Origin of the sequence: Aequorivita nionensis, from assembly GCF_046352995.1 — a bacterium.
GTDB classification, from domain to species: domain Bacteria; phylum Bacteroidota; class Bacteroidia; order Flavobacteriales; family Flavobacteriaceae; genus Aequorivita; species Aequorivita nionensis.
In genome coordinates, this window is record NZ_CP130281.1 from 1,643,478 (window position 1) to 1,665,287 (window position 21,810).

Here is a 21,810-nt window from a genome sequence, read left to right on the forward strand (position 1 = left end):
TCGTTTTTATTTTATTAAAAAGTTAATTCCACGCCCGCATTTATGACCTTAAGCGGCGGTAGATTATTGGTACTCAAAGTTTCTGGGTCGAGCCCTTTGTATTTTGTGAATGTCAATAGGTTTTGACCCTGAACAAATAGTTTGCATCCCACGCCCATGGTCCACTTTTGGGGGATGGCATAGGAAAGCGCAATATTTTTCAGGCGTATATACGAGGCATCGCCCACACTGCCAGTACTGCTATAAAAATTGTTATAAGCGGTATAGGCTTCATTGTTAAAGCCAGCCGAATACAATTGTTGCCCTGATTGATCTCCCGGCTCCTCCCAATGGTCTAATACTTCCGTGGGTTGGTTTTCCATTTGCCCGGGCATTGAAAAAGTTGATTGATAAATCCTTCCCTGCTGCTTTACGAACTGAAAGAGAAAATCTAAATTGAAATTAGCATAGGAAATTGAGTTCTGCAGGCCTCCAAAGTATTGCGGACTTAAATTGACCACCGATTTCAGGTCGTTGGGTTTGGAAATAATACCATCCCCATCAATATCCTGAAAGGTATAGATTCCCGTTTCTGGGTCAACTCCCGTGGCATTGTACAGCAAAAGAATATCCAAGGGTTCACCTACCACATAGGTATTTGCATAGGTAGAGGCTTCCAAATCTGGGAAAGAGATCAGTTTATTTTTTGGGTAGCTGATATTAAGAGAGGTTTCCCAACGGAAATCTCCCTTTTGAAAATTGGTAGTGGAAAGTTCAATTTCCCAGCCCGAGTTTTCTACAGTGGCATCTAAGTTTGCGTTTAAACTTGGGAATCCTGTAGTGCCGGGCAAGGGAATGCCCACCAATTGGTTGGAGGAGCGGTTTCGGTAATAGGAGGTGGTTACTGAAATCCTGTCCTTGAAAAACCCCAATTCCAGTGTGGCTTCCAGTTTTTTATTAACCTCCCAACCATAGTCCGGATTATAGAGTTGCACCGGTTGTAATCCCTGTATGCCTTGATAGGTTAGACCGCTAGGAATATAAGTGTCCAAGAACCTATAGTTTCCTATTTGGTCGTTGCCTGCGGTGCCATAACTGCCCCGTAGCTTTCCAAAACTTAAAAAGGATAAATTGTTTTTTAGTAGGGCTTCCTCCGAAAATATCCAGGCTGCACCTACAGCACCAAAATTGGCATATTGATTGGCAGGGCCAAAGCGGCTGGATCCATCACGTCTTGCGGTTATATTAGCGATATATTTATGGTCCCAATTCAGATTAAGCCGACCAAAAACCGCCTGATATTTATACACCTCATCGCTATTGGCAGTTATGGATAGGTTTGCTGCAGCTGCTGGATTATAGATAAGGCTATTGCTTGGAAAATCGCTGGCAGACTGTTGCAGTCGCGACGTTTTTTCCTTTTGGAAGGTGCTTCCCAAAAGGATATCTATTTTTCCCTTGCCCAATTCAACGTTATAGCCTATTTGTGGCTCTACGATCCAAGAAGTTCTGGAGCCATTGTTCAGTATAAGGGATGAGTAGCTACTGTCCAGCCCAAAAGCCGGGTCGTAAATGGTATGTGGTGCGATCCTACTTTCTTCCAGTGTATTAGCGACATACCCGAGATTTGCTTTTAGAATCAGGTTATTGATGGGTCTATAGGTCAATACCGTATTGGCGGTTAACGTATTGGTTGCGGATAGGTATTCACCATTCCAGGCCGCAAGTGGATTCTTGAAGGTGCCGTTTTCCCAATTCAGTTCCCCTTCGTCAGTGTATAAAGCTGGTGCGTTGGGGGGCAGCACTAAAGCTTCCCTGACAAGATTGAACGGTGGCAGGTCATTGCTGTCAAATACATAATTGCCGCTAAACTGGATATCAAATTTATCGTTTGGGGCGGTGTGGTTGAGGTTTACCAATACTGCACCCTTTTTATATTTAGAATCATCTGGAAATACGGTAGATTCTTCCCGATAATTCCCGTTTATCAAAAATTGCGTAAACGCGCCACCTCCGTTTATGGAAGCGCTAGCTGCGTGGTAATAAGCAGTTCCCCCAAGCAGTTCCTCTTGCCAATCGGTATAGCGATCCGGGTTCCAGGTGCCGTTAACGTCATAGGCGTTAACAGGATATTCGGTAAGGCCATCATTCACAAAGGCCTCCCAACGCATGGCAAGATATTGCTCAGTGTTGAGCAGATCCATACGTCTCGTGACTGTACCAACACCCGTACTGCTTCCCAGCTTAAAGGTGGTTTTTCCGCCCTTCCCTTTTTTTGTAGTGATTAGCACAACCCCATTGGCACCCCGGGAACCATAGATGGCGGTGGCATCGGCATCCTTTAAAATCTCGATGCTTTCAATATTATTTGGGTCTATGCCATTCAAGGCACTCTGGGCATCCCCCATGACAGGGGAAAGGTTGTAATCTCCCAAAGATTGCGAAGGATACGGCACCCCATCCACAATATATAGGGGTTCACTCCCATCTGCACGAATACTGTTGCGGCCACGGATGCGAACGGAAAACCCACCGCCCGGCACACCCGTAGTCTGTACAATATTCACCCCAGCCATCCGGCCCTGCATAGCGGCCAGGGGATTGGAAACGGGTTGTCTTTCAATTTCCTCTGCGGTGACCCGAGCAATACTGCCCGTTTTCTCCCTATCGGAAACCTTATAATACCCCGCATTGATCACCACCGCATCCAAAGCCTGCGCATCCACCTCCATAACAACATTATAAACAATGTCACCATCACTGCCACTGCGACTGCGACTGCGACTGACACTGCGACTGCGACTGAGACTGCCAACTGAAACCTCCTGCGTTTTATAGCCCACATAGGTAAACACCAGGGTATCGTTTGCGGAGGCACGAATGGAGTACTGCCCCTCCAGATCGCTAATGCTTCCCCGGGCGCTGTTCTTTACCAAGACGTTGACGCCACTAAGCGGGGCCGCGCCAGAGGTAATAATGCCACTAATGGTTTTTTGTGGCTGGTTCTGAGAAAAAATAGGGGAGTTGTAGGTGAGAAAGAGGGCAAAAGATAGTGCATAGGCATAGCTTCGCCTGTAATTATTTTTCATAATTTTGCATCAGTTAAGTGTTATACATTTATTTAACTACTGGCCTGCTCCAACGGTCGTCGAAAACTAGGAGCGGGTCATTTTTTTGAGTAGGTCCCCCCGGCCCCCGAAGGGGGAGAAGGTTCCTTTTTTTTAGTTTCCCCCGGTCCTCGAAGGGGGTGAGGATTACTGACTACTCAGTTGATTAAGGAATTAGCGAAGAGCGAATAGCGAATAGACGCTTCTCAATACTCAATACTAACTACTCAATACTACACAATTGCGAAGCTTCTTAAACGAAACTGATGCTTTGAAAGAAAGTTGAGGGAAGAAATAGCGACCAAGCCCAATACAAAAGGGCGCGGAACTCAACTTACTGCGTTAGAGGTACTGGTTACCTTGAGACAATAAGAGAGCCCACGCCCGGGTCGTGAGCAATCTACTTATCATCTCGTCTCAATTGAAAATTACCAGTTTTCTAACGCGAGAATCAAAGCGAAAGCTTCTAATTTTTTGCTCTTAGAAGAGTCGCAAATATATGTTATTGAAACAAATATAATAAAAAAATCAAATATGGACTATAGTCCGTTGAAAAAATCACTGATTATGAAGCTATTTGTACTCTATGGCAACAAAATTGACAGAAATCGAACTTTATGTTATTGCAAGAGTAAGAGAGATTCGTATAGATAGAGGATTAAGTCAGGAAAAATTATCTCTTGCATTAAATAAAGGCGTAGGATTTATTGGTGATAGAGAAGCACCTTCAAAAAGTGCCAAATACAATATTAAAAATCTAAATGAAATTGCTAAAATTTTGAATTGCTCTCCTAAAGATTTTTGGCCTGAAGAAGCTATTTAAGCTGATTACCATCTAAAATCATTTTGTTTTTAAATCATTTGAAGAAATAAATTCCTCGGGATATTTGAGAATTTTTCTTTTTGAATAATTTTCTACAAGTTCCAAAGTTTCCTTTCCAAAATTTATTTCGAATACAATTTTCTCCTTGGGAATTTTTAAATAGGAACTCAGTTCGTTAATTGATTCTTTAATCTGTAAATCTATTTTGTGCATCCATCGGATAATATTTCCTTGCAATGTTACAACTTCAGTACCGTGTCCAGATGTTGTTCTGCCGACACCCGGGCTAAAATAGACCGTGTCTCTGATTTTAGTCATTCCTAATGTATAACCTTTATCCCAGAGTATTTGTCTTTCTTTTGCGTTTACTTTTGGATTAACATCTTTCAGGTTTTTCATTTCAAAAGGCTCTAAAACGACAGGAAAATGATCGTGTAGAATTTCAATCCATTTTATGTCAGCGAAAATACCTGGAGTGTGTTTAGCAAGTCCAAGAAATAATATTTGACAATTATCAATATATGCAAATAATAATTCATTTCCTATCCCTACTTTTTTAATTGATAAATGAAAATGATGAATATTCCATTCATTCAATAAGTGGTCGTGAAATCGAGATTCAAGAAGTTTTTTACTTTGAAATCTATTCAAGTCTCCTCCATATTTTGCAAGGTTAAAAATAGTTTCTATTTCTTTTCGTTTGGGATGTGTAAAAAATTCATTCAATAATGGTGGACTCATTATTGCAATTCTTGGTTTGTTATCAATAAGCTTCATCCGAACCGTTAAAAAATCAAGGAGGGTATCTTTAAACGATTTGGATGCAGCAATCTTGAAACCTATCTTGGCGGCTTCCCTATGTATTTCCTGTTTAAATTGATTTTCAAAAATATAGTTATTCACTATGATTATTTATTCTGCGAGTAGATATGCCTTATTGTGGTAATCAATACTTTTTGAAGAAATTGTGTGATGTTTCAGTTTCAACATATTTTCATTTAATGGAATAGCTTTAAAGTCGAGCTCTATGTGACAATTTGGACAAACACATATCATATTTTCTAGAGCATCTATTCCATTGTGAGGTTTTCCTAAAGCAATAACGTGATGGACTTCAGAATAATATTTGTTCTTTCCAATTAAAACTTTGGTTTCACATATTTGGCAAGTGTTATTGTAGAGCTTTTTTATTCTTGCAACTAAATTCTTTTTGCGTAGTATAATCTCAATCTCCCTTAAGACACGAATTGTATTTTCCTTAGTATCATTTTTATCTTCGCCATCAAAGCCAACACCATTGATTAATTCTATTTCTCTTTTTGTGAACTTTACATAATTAGCAAGACTCTCTAGGCCATCAGTTATATGTAAATCTTTTTTTATTTGAAGGATTGGATTATTAATATAATCATCTCGTTTATGAAATATTACATAGCCATTTTTATCAAATAATACTCCAGGAAATCGAGTAAGATTATGATACCATTTTCCATCATGCCTATATAAAGCGTGTCTTGCATTAATAGATAATATTTTATTTAAATAACTTCCTGTCATAACAAATTTGCTTCATCAAAATATTTATCAATAATATACCGCGCCAATCCCGAATATTCTTTGTCAGCATCTTTAAATTTTTTTAATATTGTCATTTCTTCTCTCATAATCCCCTCAAACCAAACTTTTTCTTCATCCGAATTATTCAAGTATTTATTGTAATTAGCTATAGCTATTTCAACTCTTCGAATTTGAGCTTTGATTTGTATAATTTTCTCTTCTCTCGCTATTGCTAGCGGCAGCCTATGTAATGCATATGTAAAGATCGATTTTTGTGCTTTCTTTTCTTCAAAAGCAGTTAAATTATCATTTGAAATAATCGCGCCACTATCATCAAATTTGAAGTATTTCTCAATATTATAATCTTTACAAGGATTAAGTAGAAGCCTTTCAGATTCCTCTAATTCAAAAGCCTGTTCGTATGTCGCTCCATCGGTAAAATAAATTATTCCGTGTGAATATTTTAAACGATAAGTTTCTGTATTTAATGGAAATTTATCTAGTTTGCCTAATACTGCTTCTTCAATATTATTGCCATTTCGGAATTCATGTGTATTCGTTTGGTTACAGAATGGACAGGCAAATAGTAAATTTTCCCATTCGGAAGCCAGCCAAAAATACCCTGGTCTGGAAGGATTTGCACTCTGAATTTTTCCTTTGGGCCTGAAATGTTCTATATCGCCATTATAAATTGCTGTTATTTTACTCTCACAATAAGCACATTTCCCATTAAACATCTTTAAAAGTAGTTTCCTGACGCTTTTTTCTGAATAAACCGAATATCCCTGCTTTGTTCTAGTACCATTTGCTCCAGTTTTTTTATATTTCTCTTTGTGATTAGCAATATCCCGATAATACTCAATTGCATCTCGTGTTTCCCATTCGCCAGAACTTTGTGGATTTGAACTTATTTTAAGAATATCTGGACAATCTAATCTTTTTACATTAATCATTTGCATCAAGATTTAAATTTCTCCACACGTCTTTTACTCTTTGAACAGCTTCTTCTTTCAGATTTTCTCGGTCAAAAGTATTTTTATTAAATACTACCTTTTCCGCTAATAATTTATCTATTACTGTGTACATTAATTCTTCCCTCAGAGAAGCACCTAACTGTTTCTTATTCCTCAGAAAATCCTTCAATTGATTAACCTCAGATCTTTCAATTTGAGTAATGTCATCATTTTTAGCCAACAGCTGATAATATCGGTTAAACTTAGCTTCTATCTCTGGATCAACAAGGCTACTTAAACCAAAAAATTCCGATGCTAAGATTTGATCTACCCTCAAAGAAGAAGGGTCGGGTAATTCTGTATTAGTAACAACTTTATCATCTAAATTCCTAAGCAACAAGATTTCTTTTCTTTCTGCTCCTCTTAGACATAATGGATGGTGCGTAGAAATAATAAAGTTAATATTGGGAAACACTTCTCTCAACTGCCCAACAATTCTCATTTGCCATCTGGGATGTAATTGATTGCCAAGCTCGTCAATTAATACAATTCCTGACATTTTATCCATATCTGACTGTGCGTCAGAAAGTTTCATCATAATATCAATAGCTAAAGTTATGGTGCTTTTGTAACCATCACTTAACTCAGAAAATAGTGTTTCCGATGCACCAAGTACGATTTCACCATTTTTTATAGAAAGATTGGTGTCTGATTTATCATGTGGTAATAATTGTTTTATAGATATAGCTATACGATTAAAAAAGTCAATATTATTCTCATTAATAAATCTCAGCCATTCTGAAACGTCATTTAAAGCTTTTGTAGGCTTAAATAAATTTGCATAGCTCACTTTTGATGTGTCCTCTTTTGATGTATTTTTTATTTCATCAACGGATAGACGTAAAGATCCATATCCAATTATATAGGAATTGAAATTGCCTGATTGCTCTACAGTCCCGGTTTTACGCACCAATTTTGTATGGACAATATTCTCGCTATTTCTTTCTTTAATTGTAATTTCAGAAGTTTGTTTTCTTTTCTTGATAAGAGAACGAATTATATCTACATTAATAAGTTTCCTATCTAATTTTAGACCTACAGCAATTGCTTGAAGAATAGAACTTTTCCCTACACCATTTTCTCCAAGTAAAAACAACCAAGATTTTTTGTTTAACTCGTCTTCTTTAAAATCAATTCTTAAATCATCAATGGATTTAAAATTTTTGATATGAATATATTCTATTGGAAAATAATCACTAACTAGAATATCTTTTTTCGAAAATTTTTCTTTTGCTGGATTTCTAACTTTTTTGACTCGACTTTTATCTAGCTTGTAATCTTCAAGGCCTAGAGATTGACCTAAAAAAGGGTTACTATCTAGTTCATTGATAAGAACCCATCTTTTGAAAGCTAAAAACTGTATGGATTTATTTTCTTCATTATATATACTTTTTAAGTGATTTACTCTAACTGAGTTAAAACCTTTTTGACTTATCTCTTCAATTATTTCTATTATTTTATCTCTTTCAAATTTTCTTTTTTTTAATAAGTCAGTTCTGTCAAGCCGCAGCAACTCTATTGTTTGATACCCTTCTTCAGTAATAGCATGAATATTACCAGAATCGTCATAAGAAAAATGATCGCTAGGGTTGTCCTCATAAGGATTTACGAGCATTCTATTTTCATTAGCCAAATCATCTTTCTCATTTAAAATTCTCCTTCCTTTAATCGGAAAATAATTTCCCTTGTATTGATTACATTCTTTACACGAATAGATTAGATTATTCCATTCAAATGAAAGCCACCAATATAAGTCCTGATGAAATTCATTTTTATCTCTTACTCCGTTATTGGGTCTGTATCTATCAATAGTTCCAAATTCTGGAGACTTAATATTAGTTTCACAATAACCACATTTTCCATGAAATACATCATGCAAAGATTTCTTAAGTTCTTTGTCTATGTCCCTATTAAAAGGCCAATCGTATCGTTTTTGACTTCTGTTTTTAGATGCGAAAAACTCTGCCATTTTTTCAATGGCTAAAACAACTATAGAAGAATGTAGAAAGTCCGGAGCACTTTGTTTTTCTATCTTAATCATCTTCCCATAGATTTTTTAGCAAACCGTTCCAATATATTAGAACTAGGATGGTTGGTTAATGAAATAAGTTTGGTGGCAACGGCAACAGGAATTAATGCATTTTGATAAATATCACACCTTAGTTTATCAATATTCAATAGTATTTCCTGAATATTCTTTAAATCAGTTAGCTCAGGTTGATTGTAATATGTATTATGATTTTCGACGGGTATTGTCAGGACATACACTCTTTCATCAAAAGATTTATAAATAAACTTTCCGCTATAGTACGATGTACTGCCGTACTGTTGTTCTTTGTGATTGCCCACTTGAATGTAGGTATAAATATGCTGATTGTTTAGTAGAAATACCTGGCCAGGATTTAGTTTGTCTTTGATCTGTCTTGCGTGATCTACAAAAGCTCCCGAAGTTTCAACTCCAATCAAATTAATCTTATTGTTTTTGTTAAGATAAGTTAGCAATGCCTGCATTGGTTTATGCATATTGGCAGTTTCACCACCAAAACTTAAAGGTCCATCTTTTACAAACAAAAATCGATCTACCAAACCATTTTGAATTTCCATTAAGCTTTTGATGGTATGTATAATAAAGAAACTTTCGATAGCCTTTTCTAAATAAGTAATAATACCCGATGCATCGGCGTTTTCAAGCTTATCAACCTTCTCAAATAACCTTAATACATCAGTAATCAATATTTCTTTTTCACAGTTACTTTTTGTACATTTCCATGAATAATTATTAAATTCCATTTTATCTTTGTTCAAAAGAATACCAGTTCCGCAATGAGGGCATTGAGAAAGCTTGTAGTCACTTTTAGTTGAAGCAAGATTATATTGCTCAAAGATGAACCAATACAATGTTTCTAGAATAGATGTTGTCCCTGAATGTTTCTTTTTGAAAAATTCGTGAATAGTTTCTCTAACTGTAGTTCTAAAATCAATATCTTTTTTAAGAGCAACATTCTTTGTCGGTAACACAAATTTTTCTCTCTCTATTTTCTTCAGTTTATTAATATCAGAAGGAGACACAAACGGCTTCTTTTCCATATCATCCAAATCAGAACCTTTGATAAGAAGTGAACCAAACTGAAAAAAGGTGATTAATGAAGAAGGAAAACTTTTTTTTACAGGAATGGTCGTGCTTTCTCCATCAACTGCAACAATAAATTCAATTGTATTTTTTTCTGGATAAACAATGTCATGCTTAAGAGCATCATTCAATTCCACATCCTCTGCTTCAACAGGAATTTCACAGTTATTCAAATATTGCTTAACCTCATCATCATTAATGATGTGACTATGCGAAATTCTGCTACCTCGTTCGAAACTATTATTTGTGTAATCGTTTGACATATTCTGTTATTTAAAAAGTCCTATTTGTACGGGAACAACAAAAGGGTTGGAATAGGTTTTCATTCGAACAAATCCTTTATCATTTTTTGCGCTAAACTTAATTAAGGCATCTGCAAAATCACTAAAGTCATAAAATTTACGTAGCTCTTTCACCTCATCTTCGTTGTTTAAGTGGGCAATAAACCAGTTCTGAGTATTTTTAAGAATGTTTGAACTGATTGAACTTACTTCTTGTGTTGCGTACACCATTCCCAAATTGAGTTTAGCTCCTTCTTTAGCTATTCTATTGTAGATTTGACTTAAGTCTTTATCATCCTTTTTAGGAAATAGGTTGTGGGCTTCTTCAAAATAAAACTGTATAAAATTGTTAGTTTTGGCCTCAATGAAATTACTCATTGATGATCTAAAAATTGCTCTACATATTTTTTCAGAATATAAATTTTGTATTTCTGGATCTCCTTGAGATAAATCTACTATCACTATTTTTCCACCTCTAACAAGTTTACAAATATTGTCTTCGAATAAGTCTGTTTCAGAAGTCGTATGATATTTAACTATTGGACGTAGTTTTATGAAACTATTTACAGGACCTCTCTCTCCGGGACTTCTATATTGAGTTAAAAATCTTAAAATGGCTTTTAAATCATTATCTGCCCAAGGTTTTCCTTTTTTTGATTCATAATTTTTTAAATAATCCCACTCGTTATAATTTTTCCAGACTTGGCTAAACCAAGTTATTGCTTCATCATAATTAACACCTTTTTTTGGATCTATCCCACCTTCCTTTACATGATCATTAATTTCTTTACATCCTTCAAAGAAAATCTTATTGTTTCCTGCTAAGGTAAATCCTGCTAATTTCAAACAGCATTTATAAGCTGCCATCTTTCGGTCATATCTGATTTTTTCTCCTCCTTGTAATTCTCCGTCTTTTTCTAGATTAACACCTAGAAAATCTTCTACATAATCAGATTGTTTCCCAAACTGCTTAAAATATCCTCGCATTAATTCCTGTCCGGCTGAAATATCTTTGTAAAAGTTAATTTTTAAGACCTCAAAATCATCTTTTTCTAATACGCTATATAGAGTTACATCTTTTTTATATTTTTCAAAAATCGCAGTACCGTCTTGTAAGTTTTTATTTGCATACTCACCATTAATGTCAAAAATGATTTGCCCTACTTTTTCTTTGGGAATTTCATTCTCATTATATGGATTTATATCTGCTTGAAAGTTGCTTGATGAGTTAGTTGTTGCTTTATTTGAGAGTTCTTGGGTAGCCTCAATTAATTTTTTAACTGTATTTGATTTACCTGTTCGAGTCATACCAAACAATGCCGTCCTTTTTCCTAATATATCTTTGGTATGCATATAAACCTTTTCATCAGTGCTGGTATTTTCAGAATAATTTTTTCTACTTGAACTGTAACGAACATCTCCTATCTGAAAATTAGAATCTGGTTTTAACGGACCATCATTATCCCTGAGATTTACAATATATTGAAGATATTGACCTGACGGTTTATACACTTTATATAAATGTGGCGAATAAAAATTCTCTAAATCCGCACCAAACTCTACTTTTCCGTCTGCTGTTTTATAAAATGTTCCAAGTATTGAACATTCCAAACCTGAACAACTAAACTCAAATCTAGTAAATTGATCAATTTGCCTGTTCTTTCCCGCTGTCTTAAGTTCTTCTTTGAAATATTCTATCCTGGAACTTATTACGCTATTGTCACTTGGAATAGGACAAGGTCTAAGTGCTCTTAACAATATTGCTTCGTGCACGGCATCTTCACCAAAATCATTTTCATAGAATGCCAACAGGAAGCAACCTTGGGCAATGCCTCCAACATTATATTTCCAATCATCACAAGTAAGTAGACTTGTTTTGTTGTAGTCTATTTTAAAAGGATTACCTAAAAAATTCTTCGAGTCTTTTGCGACTTCAAAAATGTCCGTTTTAGCAATTTTTTCAAATTCGTCTCTTAAGTTTTCCATAATTATAGATGTTTTGATGGAGGTTTTAAATTGGGATTACTTAACCTTATAATAGCTTGATTTATGTAATCTTCTTTAACCTCAAATGAAACCCATTTACGATTTAATTTTTCGGCACAATATCCAGTAGTATTGCTTCCTGCAAATGGATCTAATAACAAATCACCTTCCTCCGTTAAAAATTGAATAAAAAAATTAACTAGTCCACCAGACATACGAGCTGGATGTGGCGAAATTCCCTTTGTCCTGCAAGTTTTTAGAAAATAATCATTGGAATTAGTGTTTGAAAAACTCAACACGCTATGTGGAAGTCTTACATCACGTTTTTCATCCAAAGCCTCCATTTCAAAAAAATTATGGGCTATACTACCTCCATTATCTTTTAGAAATCCTTCTTCACTAATTTTGTGTTCCGATGGACGTTTACCTGAATTATAAGATTGTCGTTTTAGCAGTTGCATCATACTCTTACTATAGGGACGTAATACCTTACTGTTATCTGCTTTTGGAAAATCATCCTTAGCAATCCACCATACATGCGTATAACTATCTACTGTCCTTAATCTGTTTACCGTAACCCATTGAGCGGGAGAGGGTAACTTAGAAGGGTTATAACAAATAAATTCTTGAATTAGGCGTAAGTTCGCCTCAGGATGCTTAACCATTCCCAACAGACATTCTAAATGAAGTAAAGATTGAACTGGTCTTTCAGGTTCCCATGCATTCCCAATTTCTATTACCAATGAGCCATCATCCGTTAAAAGATCAGAAAATATAGGTGCCAATTTAATGAACCACTCTTTATATTCTTCTCCTTTTTCATTCCCGTATTGTTTTTTATTATTTAACGGAAATGGAGGAGAAGTTATAATCAAATTCACTTTCCCTTTTAGTTCTTCTTTTAGCTGATTACTTAAAAGTTCAATTGAATTTCCATGAAAAATTTTCCCTTTATTGGTTTGGTATTTGGGCTTAATCATTAAGTAGGTTGTTTTATATTTCGCATAATAATAGTGAAAATAAAAACACTTTAATATCGGGGAGATAAGTAAATATAGAAAAAAATGATTATTTATTCACTCCGCTGAGTTTTATTTTGATTTGATGCTAAATTTTTTGATTTTTTTTTAGGGTTACTATAAAAACCAAAATCTAAATCCCTACAAATTCAGTGGCATTAACTGCTATGGCTTTTTCAAGCGTTGCGCCTAATCTGGCGCAAATAATTTTGAGGTCGGACATAGCTTGGTCAGAAGATTTTTTATCGTGCCATAATGTAGTGTTAGGCAGATAATAGATTTTTGACTCATTGGTATATTTAAAATTGTCAAAATACCCCAGCGACAGTAAAGCTGTTTTTACCTCATTGTGTGCTCGGTTGATATCATAAGAAATTAATACTTCACCTATTGTAGTTCCCATAATTAAAATTTTTAAGATTAGTGGATAAAGGTATTGTATGTGCTTTTAGGATTGTTACGGGATTCCGTAATGGTATTGGAATTAGTTTTTTTAGAAAATTTAAAAGCTATGATGTTCTAAAAATTAGATAGTTAGCTATTTTATTTGTTAAAAATTATTATATTTGGTATTCTCCCCGGTTAAAAACTCACCCATACCGTTTTCAGTAAGGAGTGGGTTTGAGTTTGATTTATATTTACAATAGTTATAGACATAAAAATGGTGATTAGCATCCTAAAATAGGATGATGACGGGAAATAAAGTAGCCGATATAAACAAGTTGCTAACCATTAAACAAACAAATTATGAAAAAAATCAAACTCAAAATTACCATTGACAATCAAACAAGGAGAATTGAATATATCCTGATTGAGGGTAGGAAACTCAATCCTAACAGTTTTTTTGATTTTGAAAACGGAGAATGGGTTGCAGAACAAGACAACTTCCCTCTTGGAAGCGATGGGGACCTTGATATTTTGATTATTGTAGCAGGGAATCCTAATGAAAAATCCAAAATGGAGGTATTCATAGAGGATACAAAAAAAGGAGAATATGATTTGTTCAAACCATTTAATAAAAACGGATATGCGCAGTTCAATGAAGAAATTTAATTTATTGAAGACTATTTTTCTCTTGACTTTCGGTTTGACAACAATTGGAGGAATGGGGCAATCAATAATTAAGGATAGTAAAGGAAACTCATCAATTGGGTTAACACCAGGTTTTAAAGAGACAAAAAAGGCGAAAAAGGAAGATTCACCAAAAATAGATACTATAAGTTTTAATCTGGGAATTGTAACTTTTACAACAAAAGATAAAAAATTAGGACTTGATTACTATAGTTATTTTACTCCAGAGAAATTCACTGATTACTATATTGGATTGTCGACAAATAGTAAATTAAAAAACAGCACTGCAAATATTTTTTCAAGTGGCAATATTGTAGCTGAAGGAGAGTTAAAGCTAAGTTTAGGTTTTAGACTTTTTAAAAACAAAACTGATTGGACCTCTTTACTTGCTGGGAAAAAGACCAATGAAGAAATTCAAGATGTTTTAGACAATTCAACTCTACCGGCAAATGATTTATGGCTTACCATTGATGGAAGCTTTACTGGATCTTCTTTTAAAAGATTTGAACCTGATAATAGTTTTTCTAATCAAATAATAAAGGAAACTTTTACAGGGTATAACATAAACATAGGATTTAATTACTGGAATGCTAGAATCATTAATAACACTATACTAGGAGGGGCTACCATTGGTATAAAGCAAAAAAATAATTTTGATGACCTAACTGAGTCAATTCGAGAAGAGAATGTTTTACAATCAGATTCCACAACTAATACATCAAGAAAAATAACCACCAAAGAAACTGTCTATACAGGTGCCTATAAGGAAAGTATTGTATTTCCATTAAATATAGATTTATATTTTGTTCCTCATAACCTAAAGAATATTGGGTTGTTGGTTTTTTCTCGAACGGACGTCAGTCGGGATGAAAAGCCCAAGACAAACTTAGGTTTAGGTTTTTTCTTCTTGAAAGATCAGAACGCATTTAACCCTATTGCTGGCTTAACATTCGGTTATTCTGATATTTTCGATGTTGATGAATCGGATGATGCAAAAGGAGATTTAAACAAATTCATACTTAGTATAACCACAAGAATAAATTTGGTAAACAATCAAAAAAGAAAATAACAGTTGTTAACAAAGAGGTAAAAACATAGGACACACAGTTGTTTCCGAAAGTTCGGACTCATAACAAATCTCGTTAATGTGGGCATGTTAGTAGCTCTAAAATGCTCTACGGTTCATATAAGTAATTTGAACAGATGAAGAAAATCATACTATCTTTATTCTTGGCAATCCCATCTGGCGCGCTTTTAAAAAGCGTGTCTATTTAATTCCAGCATTTGCAATGCGACTAACCGTGGGGTAGACGGCTCCGCCCACAACCCAGAAACTGAGAACCCAAAACTGAAAACTCCCTCATTCACATACTCACATATTCACCCATTCACAAAAGCCTACAGCCTACAGCCTAAAGCTTACAGCCTATAGCGTATAGCCTATAGCTAACAGCTAAAACCTATATTTGTTAAAATGTTAATTTATAAAGTTTTATATTAGGTGGTTTTCTATTAGAACACCAGGTTAAAAGCACAAGTGAGAAAAGCCCCGTCTAAATTTTAAAATCCTTAATTTAAAGCATTTAAAACAGAAGCATTCACATAATAATTTGCCCTCCCAATTTTGTGTTTTATAAGATGTCCATCTTTAGCTAATTGAGCCAAATAATTTACGAATCGTAATTAGAGAAAATTAATTATAAATCAATGTGCAAAGGAAATTACATTTTCTTTACACGTTATTGATTTGTGTTCGGTTTTTCGAAATTTCTTTACATATAGTTAGTATCGTGTATAGAAAGATAATTTTTTTTATCCCATTCTTTTTTTGAGGCCAGCATGCTGCTTCTCCTCTTATGGTTTTCGAAATGGGTTTTTCAATTAGCAATGACCAATTAGCAATTAGATTGTTGAATTGTTTAATTGTGGAAATGTTTAATCGTTTAATTGTTGAACTCTTGCTTACAGTTTAAAGAATACGGCCTAAAGCCTAAAGCAAAACGTTATACTGGATATTCTCCGCATAGGTCAAAGTAGTTTTAGCGAAGGTGACCCTTTGCCTTATCAACGCATCTCGTTGAGGTTTTAGGGTCTTTAAAACCAATGCTGCCTAGTATGATAGTGGAGGTGTTTAGCATAGGCTGGAAGTACAAGACTCCCTTTTCACATAGTATGATGCACATTTCGTTACTATATTTTGCTACTTCCTTGAGTTTAACGTTATTTGCTTTAAAATTGACACTTTTTTGTAATAACCGTTTTGCATGAAGAAGACCTACTCTTTTTTTCTAATTCTGTTTATAGTCAGTTCCCAGTCCCTATTTTCCCAAGATTCATTAAAGCAGCTTATGAATGCCTATAAAGCTGAAATTAATGATTCCTTAAAGCTCATAAAAGTGCAAAAGGCAGTTGCCTTTTTAGAAAATAACAAAACAAGATCTGAGGCCGATTATATTACTGTATTGGAGCAATTGTACCTTTCGCAATTAGATAACCACCAAGATCAAAAAGCTGCTGAATCTTCTGAAAAACTAATTGCTTATTTAAAGAAAACAAAAGACCCAAAATACACTCCGCTTTTATCAAAAACCGCATATACAGGCTATATAACCTATGATTATCTCCAGAATTACACCAAGGCTTTAGAACTCTGCCAAGAGTATTATTTAGCCGAAAAAGCATTATACGGGGAAAAAAGTGAAGCAGTCGCAAAAGCGTATTTAGAGTTTGCCAATATGTACAGCAGGATAGATAACGTTGACGAGCAAATAAAAAGTCTAGATGCAGCAAGAGCCATCACAGAACAAATTACAGTACAAAACAAGCAGCTTATTTTCGATATATATTATTATTACGTAATTACCCTAGTGTATTACGGCGACTATCCATCGGCAAAAAAATATCTCGATAAATTAAATGCCTTTTATGGGAAAAACAAAAATGACAGTAGCTTTATAAACGCTACCCATGACGGTAACTCAGTAATTAGCATCAATACAGCCAGTTTGGCTTTAGGTAATATTATGTACCACAAATTGCCAGTTGGCGAAGCCGGTGAAATGGAAAAAAGTATTGCCCTGTTTGAAAATGCATTAAACAAAGGAGCTAAAAAGTATTCCGAAAATGATTTAGCGCTTATAAATGATGTGTATTCCCAAATTGGTGTGTATTACACAAGGAACATGCAAGATTACGACAAAGCCCAAAACAGTTATGACAAAGCTTTAAAATACAATCAAAATTACCCAGCAGGGCAAATTAATTTACTCTTTTTGAAAGGATGGACCGATATTCGGTTTAAAAAATGGGAAAGTGCCGAAAAAAACTTTTCCGAAGCATTGGCTCTAAAAGGCGTTGAAAATTTTATTGATGTAATAAGTCTCTACAATTACTATGGCGTAACCTTATCGCATCTTAAAAAATATGACGAGTCTGAAAAATATATACAAAAAGTAGAAGCGTTTTATAACAGTGAGGCCAATACCTACCAAGGATTTATGAGCTTGCACAACTTGAGCGATATTGGAAGCTTGCATATTTCAAATTATAAAGCAACAAAAGACAAAGTTATTTTAGAGCGAGCCTACAATTGTTATAAAAAAGCATCTAATCTTTTCGAAAAGGTATATCAGGGTGATGCTTTCAACCCCAATTTGAACCAGCGAGTAAACGAAATAAATGAAGGGCTTCTGTACTGTTCCACTATACTTGGGGATAAAAAAGGCGAGGTCCTGGAAATGGTAGAAAAAAACAAATCTGACTTTTTATGGGCCAGTTTTTTAAACAATAATCAAGGCAACACCTTTATTAAACCCAAAAAATTGACAGATAGTATCCACGCCACTGAAAGCAAAATTGAGGCGTTAGCAATAAAAATAGCCGCTGCCAAGGACGCTGATGAAATAAAAAAAATAAAGAGTGAGAAAGTTTTCCTGGAAAACAACATTGAGGCAACCAAACTCAGTTTAGAAAAGGAACATCCCGCTTTCAATTCGTTTGCCTCCAATGAAGTTGGCTTTCAGCAAATTCAGAAAAAGCTTAAAAAGGATGAAATTTTAATTGATTATGTAGTTTTTGATAGCACGACCTATGCGTTTAAGGTTACCAACGAATCTATTGCTTTGCAGTTGATTTCAAAGGAAAACAACAAGTTGAGGGAAGCCTGTATTTCCTACTATGATAAGTTGAAAAGCATTGACATGGATTATGCGTTTGAAGCCGAAAAACTTTCAGAAATTTTATTGAAACCCCTAAAACTTCCCAAAAATGGAAGACTGATAATCTTGACCAATAGCTTTTTGAGTTATTTACCTTTTGAAACATTAAAACACAATGCTAATTTCCTTGTAAGCGATTTTTCTATCTCCTATGCAAGTTCCGTAAAACTTTGGAACACCCAATCGCAATTGCCCAAGACCAAAAGCCAGAATTTGCTCGTCTTTTCCCCAGATTACAAATTGTCCCAAAACAATTCCGAAGATGAAGCAATAGCGATGATAACCCGTGCAGGCGACTATGAATTGAAAGGGGCAAAAGCCGAAGCAACAACCATAAGTGAAATGTTTAATGGCACCTTTTTAAATTCAGAAAAAGCTACCAAAAATGCCTTTATCGAAAATGCTTCCAAGTACCAAATCCTTCACTTGGCAATGCATTCCATTATGGATGAGGAAGATGAAAATCTTTCAAATTTAATCTTTTCCAATAACGAAAAACTGTACTTTTCAGAAATCTACAATCTAAAACTGCCTTCAGATCTTGCCGTTTTAAGCGCCTGCAATACAGGTATGGGCAGTTATAAAAATGGGGAAGGCATTATGAGTATTTCGCGTGCATTTACCTTTGCTGGGGTTAAATCTTGTGTGTACTCACTATGGCAAGTGCCCGATAAGGAAACGTCTGAGATTATGGTTTCATTCTATCAAAATCTGAAAAATGGAGAAGAAAAAGACATAGCCCTAGCAAATGCAAAAACTACTTTTATAAAGAAAAATCCTCTAAAAAGCCATCCGTATTATTGGGCGGGATTTGTTGTAAACGGAGACACTTCGGCAATTGCCGCAACAAATACTTGGTGGCTTTATATTTTGCTAGGTCTCACTGTACTGATTCTGCTTTTAATTTTTAAAAGAAAGCTATTCCAAACGGGCAAGTAGTTTTATTGCAGCCTCTTTTTGGGGGTTTTCACTTTTTGTCAAGCTTTCCAAAACTGCAGTTGCAGCTGCCTTATTTTCCAATTTTAAATATGACAGTGCCGCATACCATCTCGAATAGGAATTGAACACACTATTCTCCTCAAAAACGCCATTGTTAAAAACTGCGAGTGCATCTTCATATTGCTCCAATTCCATCAAGGAAATTCCTTTGTAAAAAAGTGCGTAGTCCTCAGAAGTGGATTTGTAAATTTTAGTAAAAAGACTTAAGGCAGTTTCGTAGTCTCCAGTGTCATAAGCAAAAAAGGCCTCCGATTTTAAATCTGTTGTTCCCGTTCCCCTAACTGTCGGGACAATAGTGTTTGGATAGGTTTGATAATATTGGTTGTAAAGGGAATCATAGTTGGTACTGTAAAAAGAATTCCAAGTGAACAAGCCCACTAAAACTGCAATACTTGCAGCTGCATATAGCCACTTATAGGACTTTTTTGGCTTTTCATACGCTTTAAAAGTTTCCTTAAGGGCTTTCCTTTTATTAAGTGTAATAGCCTTTTTTACATTTTTTTCAAATTCAAATGCAGCTGCAACAGCAGTATCCTCCTTTAGCAATTTCTGGAAAGCGAGCGCTTCCTCTTCTAACAAATCGCCTTCAAAATATTTCCTGATATACTCCTCCTGCTCCATACTAGCGTTCTTTAATAATTTCTTTCAATTGTTTTAGGCATCTCGATTTTTGACTTTTTAGCACATCTTTATTTGTATAATCCAAAAGCTCCTGAATTTCATCCAACTTTTTTTCTTCGTAATAAAAAAGCTGTAACACCTTTTGGCATTGCTCCCCCAATTTCTTCAATCCTTTTCGAAGTAAAGCCAGCTGTAAATTAATTTCCTCTTCTTCATACATATCAAAAGCCACCTCTGGAAATTCGCCATCATCTATTGAAACAGTACGTTTATCCTTTTTCAGCTTTTTATAAATCATGAATTTTCCTATTCCGAACAAATAGGTAGAAAGGCTACTTTTCAAATCGTCAATACTTCCCTTTTTGGCATTCTCAATAAGCGCAATAACCGCATCTTGATAAATGTCTGTAATAGCTTCCTGATCTAACTGATAGCGGCTTGCAAAAAAGGCAAAGCCCTTTTTATTTTCCTCGTAAAACTTCTTGATGACTACGGGGTCATCACACTTTAAACGGCTTATTAAAAGCTTTTCATTATTCATTAGTACGATTGTGGGGCAAGAAGTAAACAAATCTAAAAAAAAAAAGAAACCTGATGTTTACCTTTTTTCATTTTGGGTACTAAGTTAAGATTAACTCTAAAAATTGAATTAAATGAAAACAGTATGTACCCTATTAATCACAGTGTTTTTTTTTACGATTGCAAATGCCCAAGAAACCGTCGGGGGGAAGGTAATTAGAAACACTAAGGACCAAACCTACAACCGGGGCGAAGACAAAGCTAGCGAAACTGTAGATAAGGCCTTAGATAAAGTAGAAGAAGGCATTGGCAGTATATTTAAAAAGAAGGATAAAAAGCAAAAGAACAAAAAGAACAACGGGAAGGATATTATTGGCAGCTCCGAACCTACCAACGGCTCCTCAAGTTCTACTTCCAATTCAGGTTCGAAAAATATAAAAGTATATTCCAAATTTGACTTTGTTCCCGGGGAAAAGATCATCGGTTTTGATGACTTTTCAACCACAAATCTCGGCGATTTTCCATTGGGCTGGAACACCAATTCTTCCGCGGAAGTTGTACAGCTTCAAGGCAGTGGCCAAAAATGGTTGTTTATGACAAAGGATGGTTATTTTCAACCTGAGTTCGTTAGCGATATGCCCGATAACTTCACTTTGGAATTTGATGTTTTCACACGTTACAGAAGCAATAACATTTTGGAATACCAACTTTATTTAGCATCATCCTCCAATCCCAAAAAAGATTTGTCGGAAGAATATCTATATGATTATATACAGTTGAAATGGGCAGGTTGTGAAGGTTCTTCCAAGTTCTATGTAGTTGAAAATAACGAGGTGGTTAACCAAAATGAAAATCTGAACATAAAAGATTTTGGCTGCGGAAATGAGGGCACCGAACCGGCCTTTGTGAGAATTTCCATTTGGCGACAAAATTCAAGGCTTCGGATTTATGCGAATGAAAATAAGGTAATAGACATTCCACAGGCATTTAACAGCAAACAAAAATATAATGTTTTTAAGCTGGGTACGAAATACATGAACTTCTCTGAAAATGAAAACAAAGACGAATTTATGGTTTCTAACCTGCGCTATGCCGTTGGTGCGCCAGACACGCGAAGCAAATTGATTAACGATGGAAAATTAGTAACCAGAGGTATTTTATTTGACGTGAATTCTGATGTAATCCAAGCATCCTCCTATGGGGTTCTAAAAGAAATTGCTTCAGCGCTAAGTGAAAACCCAACGGTAAACATATCTATAATAGGCCATACAGATAGTGATGGCGATGCAGCTTCCAATCTTACGCTTTCTGAAAAAAGAGCGATTGCCGTAAAAAATATACTTGTTTCCGAATTCAAAATTGACAGCAACAGAATGCAAACTGCCGGAAAGGGCGAAACAGAGCCCACAGATAGCAACAATACAAGCCTAGGCAAAGCAAACAACAGAAGAGTTGAATTTATTAAACTATAATCAATTAACAGGAATC

16 protein-coding genes are annotated in these 21,810 nt (G+C 35.2%); 5 read left to right on the plus strand and 11 right to left on the minus strand.

Going from position 1 to position 21,810, the window contains the following annotated elements; all coding sequences use genetic code 11:
* Positions 1 to 14 precede the first annotated feature (14 nt).
* Positions 15 to 3,068, minus strand: a complete 3,054-nt coding sequence (locus Q2U82_RS07430; RefSeq protein WP_410007053.1) for a SusC/RagA family TonB-linked outer membrane protein — start codon at positions 3,066 to 3,068, stop codon at positions 15 to 17.
* A 604-nt stretch (positions 3,069 to 3,672) separates the two neighbouring features.
* On the opposite strand from Q2U82_RS07430, the gene Q2U82_RS07435 reads away from it, so the two are divergent.
* A complete protein-coding gene (locus Q2U82_RS07435) occupies positions 3,673 to 3,909 on the plus strand; it encodes a helix-turn-helix domain-containing protein (RefSeq protein ID WP_410007054.1) in 237 nt (78 codons plus the stop codon).
* Between the two features lie 18 nt (positions 3,910 to 3,927).
* On the opposite strand, the gene Q2U82_RS07440 is transcribed toward Q2U82_RS07435, so the two are convergent.
* The 8 genes from Q2U82_RS07440 to Q2U82_RS07475 all read right to left on the minus strand — a co-directional run bounded on the left by Q2U82_RS07440 (position 3,928) and on the right by Q2U82_RS07475 (position 13,298).
* Positions 3,928 to 4,812 carry a hypothetical protein gene (locus tag Q2U82_RS07440; RefSeq protein ID WP_410007055.1) on the minus strand — a complete coding sequence of 295 codons (885 nt, stop codon included), beginning with the start codon at positions 4,810 to 4,812 and terminating at the stop codon, positions 3,928 to 3,930.
* A 9-nt stretch (positions 4,813 to 4,821) separates the two neighbouring features.
* Complete coding sequence (locus tag Q2U82_RS07445; protein ID WP_410007056.1) at positions 4,822 to 5,466, minus strand: HNH endonuclease; 645 nt, start codon at positions 5,464 to 5,466, stop codon at positions 4,822 to 4,824.
* Positions 5,463 to 6,419, minus strand: coding sequence for a hypothetical protein (locus tag Q2U82_RS07450; RefSeq protein WP_410007057.1), 957 nt, complete (start codon positions 6,417 to 6,419; stop codon positions 5,463 to 5,465). Before Q2U82_RS07450 ends, Q2U82_RS07445 begins: the two co-directional genes overlap by 4 nt.
* Complete coding sequence (locus Q2U82_RS07455) at positions 6,412 to 8,520, minus strand: AAA family ATPase (protein ID WP_410007058.1); 2,109 nt, start codon at positions 8,518 to 8,520, stop codon at positions 6,412 to 6,414. Before Q2U82_RS07455 ends, Q2U82_RS07450 begins: the two co-directional genes overlap by 8 nt.
* On the minus strand, positions 8,517 to 9,872 hold the full coding sequence (locus Q2U82_RS07460) for a hypothetical protein (protein WP_410007060.1): 1,356 nt from the start codon (positions 9,870 to 9,872) through the stop codon (positions 8,517 to 8,519). Before Q2U82_RS07460 ends, Q2U82_RS07455 begins: the two co-directional genes overlap by 4 nt.
* Positions 9,873 to 9,878: 6 nt before the next feature.
* On the minus strand, positions 9,879 to 11,876 hold the full coding sequence (locus Q2U82_RS07465) for an ATP-binding protein (RefSeq protein ID WP_410007061.1): 1,998 nt from the start codon (positions 11,874 to 11,876) through the stop codon (positions 9,879 to 9,881).
* A 2-nt stretch (positions 11,877 to 11,878) separates the two neighbouring features.
* Entirely contained in the window at positions 11,879 to 12,856 is a 978-nt protein-coding gene (locus Q2U82_RS07470; protein ID WP_410007062.1) for a DNA-methyltransferase, read from the minus strand.
* Between the two features lie 172 nt (positions 12,857 to 13,028).
* Entirely contained in the window at positions 13,029 to 13,298 is a 270-nt protein-coding gene (locus Q2U82_RS07475) for a hypothetical protein (RefSeq protein ID WP_410007063.1), read from the minus strand.
* 344 nt (positions 13,299 to 13,642) lie between these two features.
* On the opposite strand from Q2U82_RS07475, the gene Q2U82_RS07480 reads away from it, so the two are divergent.
* The 3 genes from Q2U82_RS07480 (at position 13,643) to Q2U82_RS07490 (ending at position 19,122) form a co-directional block, all read left to right on the plus strand.
* The gene (locus tag Q2U82_RS07480; RefSeq protein WP_410007064.1) at positions 13,643 to 13,948 is read left to right on the plus strand and encodes a hypothetical protein; all 306 of its coding nucleotides are present in this window, start codon (positions 13,643 to 13,645) and stop codon (positions 13,946 to 13,948) included.
* A 4-nt stretch (positions 13,949 to 13,952) separates the two neighbouring features.
* Positions 13,953 to 15,035 (plus strand): hypothetical protein, encoded by a 1,083-nt coding sequence (locus tag Q2U82_RS07485; RefSeq protein WP_410007065.1) that lies wholly within the window; start codon positions 13,953 to 13,955, stop codon positions 15,033 to 15,035.
* Between the two features lie 1,279 nt (positions 15,036 to 16,314).
* Positions 16,315 to 19,122, plus strand: coding sequence for a CHAT domain-containing protein (locus tag Q2U82_RS07490; RefSeq protein ID WP_410007066.1), 2,808 nt, complete (start codon positions 16,315 to 16,317; stop codon positions 19,120 to 19,122).
* Here Q2U82_RS07490 and Q2U82_RS07495 read toward each other — a convergent pair.
* On the minus strand, positions 19,102 to 19,803 hold the full coding sequence (locus Q2U82_RS07495) for a tetratricopeptide repeat protein (RefSeq protein ID WP_410007067.1): 702 nt from the start codon (positions 19,801 to 19,803) through the stop codon (positions 19,102 to 19,104). The genes Q2U82_RS07490 and Q2U82_RS07495 overlap by 21 nt on opposite strands.
* Position 19,804: 1 nt before the next feature.
* Positions 19,805 to 20,344 (minus strand): RNA polymerase sigma factor, encoded by a 540-nt coding sequence (locus tag Q2U82_RS07500; protein ID WP_410007068.1) that lies wholly within the window; start codon positions 20,342 to 20,344, stop codon positions 19,805 to 19,807.
* 112 nt (positions 20,345 to 20,456) lie between these two features.
* On the opposite strand from Q2U82_RS07500, the gene Q2U82_RS07505 reads away from it, so the two are divergent.
* Positions 20,457 to 21,794, plus strand: a complete 1,338-nt coding sequence (locus tag Q2U82_RS07505; protein ID WP_410007069.1) for an OmpA family protein — start codon at positions 20,457 to 20,459, stop codon at positions 21,792 to 21,794.
* The last annotated feature ends 16 nt before the right edge of the window (positions 21,795 to 21,810 follow it).

What these genes read in the sequence shown, in the direction of transcription:
- Q2U82_RS07430 (WP_410007053.1), bottom strand. Translation starts at nt 3,068, where the DNA reads ATGAAAAATAATTACAGGCGAAGCTATGCCTATGCACTATCTTTTGCC.
- Q2U82_RS07435 (WP_410007054.1), top strand. Translation starts at nt 3,673, where the DNA reads ATGGCAACAAAATTGACAGAAATCGAACTTTATGTTATTGCAAGAGTA.
- Q2U82_RS07445 (WP_410007056.1), bottom strand. Translation starts at nt 5,466, where the DNA reads ATGACAGGAAGTTATTTAAATAAAATATTATCTATTAATGCAAGACAC.
- Q2U82_RS07450 (WP_410007057.1), bottom strand. Translation starts at nt 6,419, where the DNA reads ATGATTAATGTAAAAAGATTAGATTGTCCAGATATTCTTAAAATAAGT.
- Q2U82_RS07455 (WP_410007058.1), bottom strand. Translation starts at nt 8,520, where the DNA reads ATGATTAAGATAGAAAAACAAAGTGCTCCGGACTTTCTACATTCTTCT.
- Q2U82_RS07460 (WP_410007060.1), bottom strand. Translation starts at nt 9,872, where the DNA reads ATGTCAAACGATTACACAAATAATAGTTTCGAACGAGGTAGCAGAATT.
- Q2U82_RS07465 (WP_410007061.1), bottom strand. Translation starts at nt 11,876, where the DNA reads ATGGAAAACTTAAGAGACGAATTTGAAAAAATTGCTAAAACGGACATT.
- Q2U82_RS07470 (WP_410007062.1), bottom strand. Translation starts at nt 12,856, where the DNA reads ATGATTAAGCCCAAATACCAAACCAATAAAGGGAAAATTTTTCATGGA.
- Q2U82_RS07475 (WP_410007063.1), bottom strand. Translation starts at nt 13,298, where the DNA reads ATGGGAACTACAATAGGTGAAGTATTAATTTCTTATGATATCAACCGA.
- Q2U82_RS07480 (WP_410007064.1), top strand. Translation starts at nt 13,643, where the DNA reads ATGAAAAAAATCAAACTCAAAATTACCATTGACAATCAAACAAGGAGA.
- Q2U82_RS07490 (WP_410007066.1), top strand. Translation starts at nt 16,315, where the DNA reads ATGAATGCCTATAAAGCTGAAATTAATGATTCCTTAAAGCTCATAAAA.
- Q2U82_RS07495 (WP_410007067.1), bottom strand. Translation starts at nt 19,803, where the DNA reads ATGGAGCAGGAGGAGTATATCAGGAAATATTTTGAAGGCGATTTGTTA.
- Q2U82_RS07500 (WP_410007068.1), bottom strand. Translation starts at nt 20,344, where the DNA reads ATGAATAATGAAAAGCTTTTAATAAGCCGTTTAAAGTGTGATGACCCC.
- Q2U82_RS07505 (WP_410007069.1), top strand. Translation starts at nt 20,457, where the DNA reads ATGAAAACAGTATGTACCCTATTAATCACAGTGTTTTTTTTTACGATT.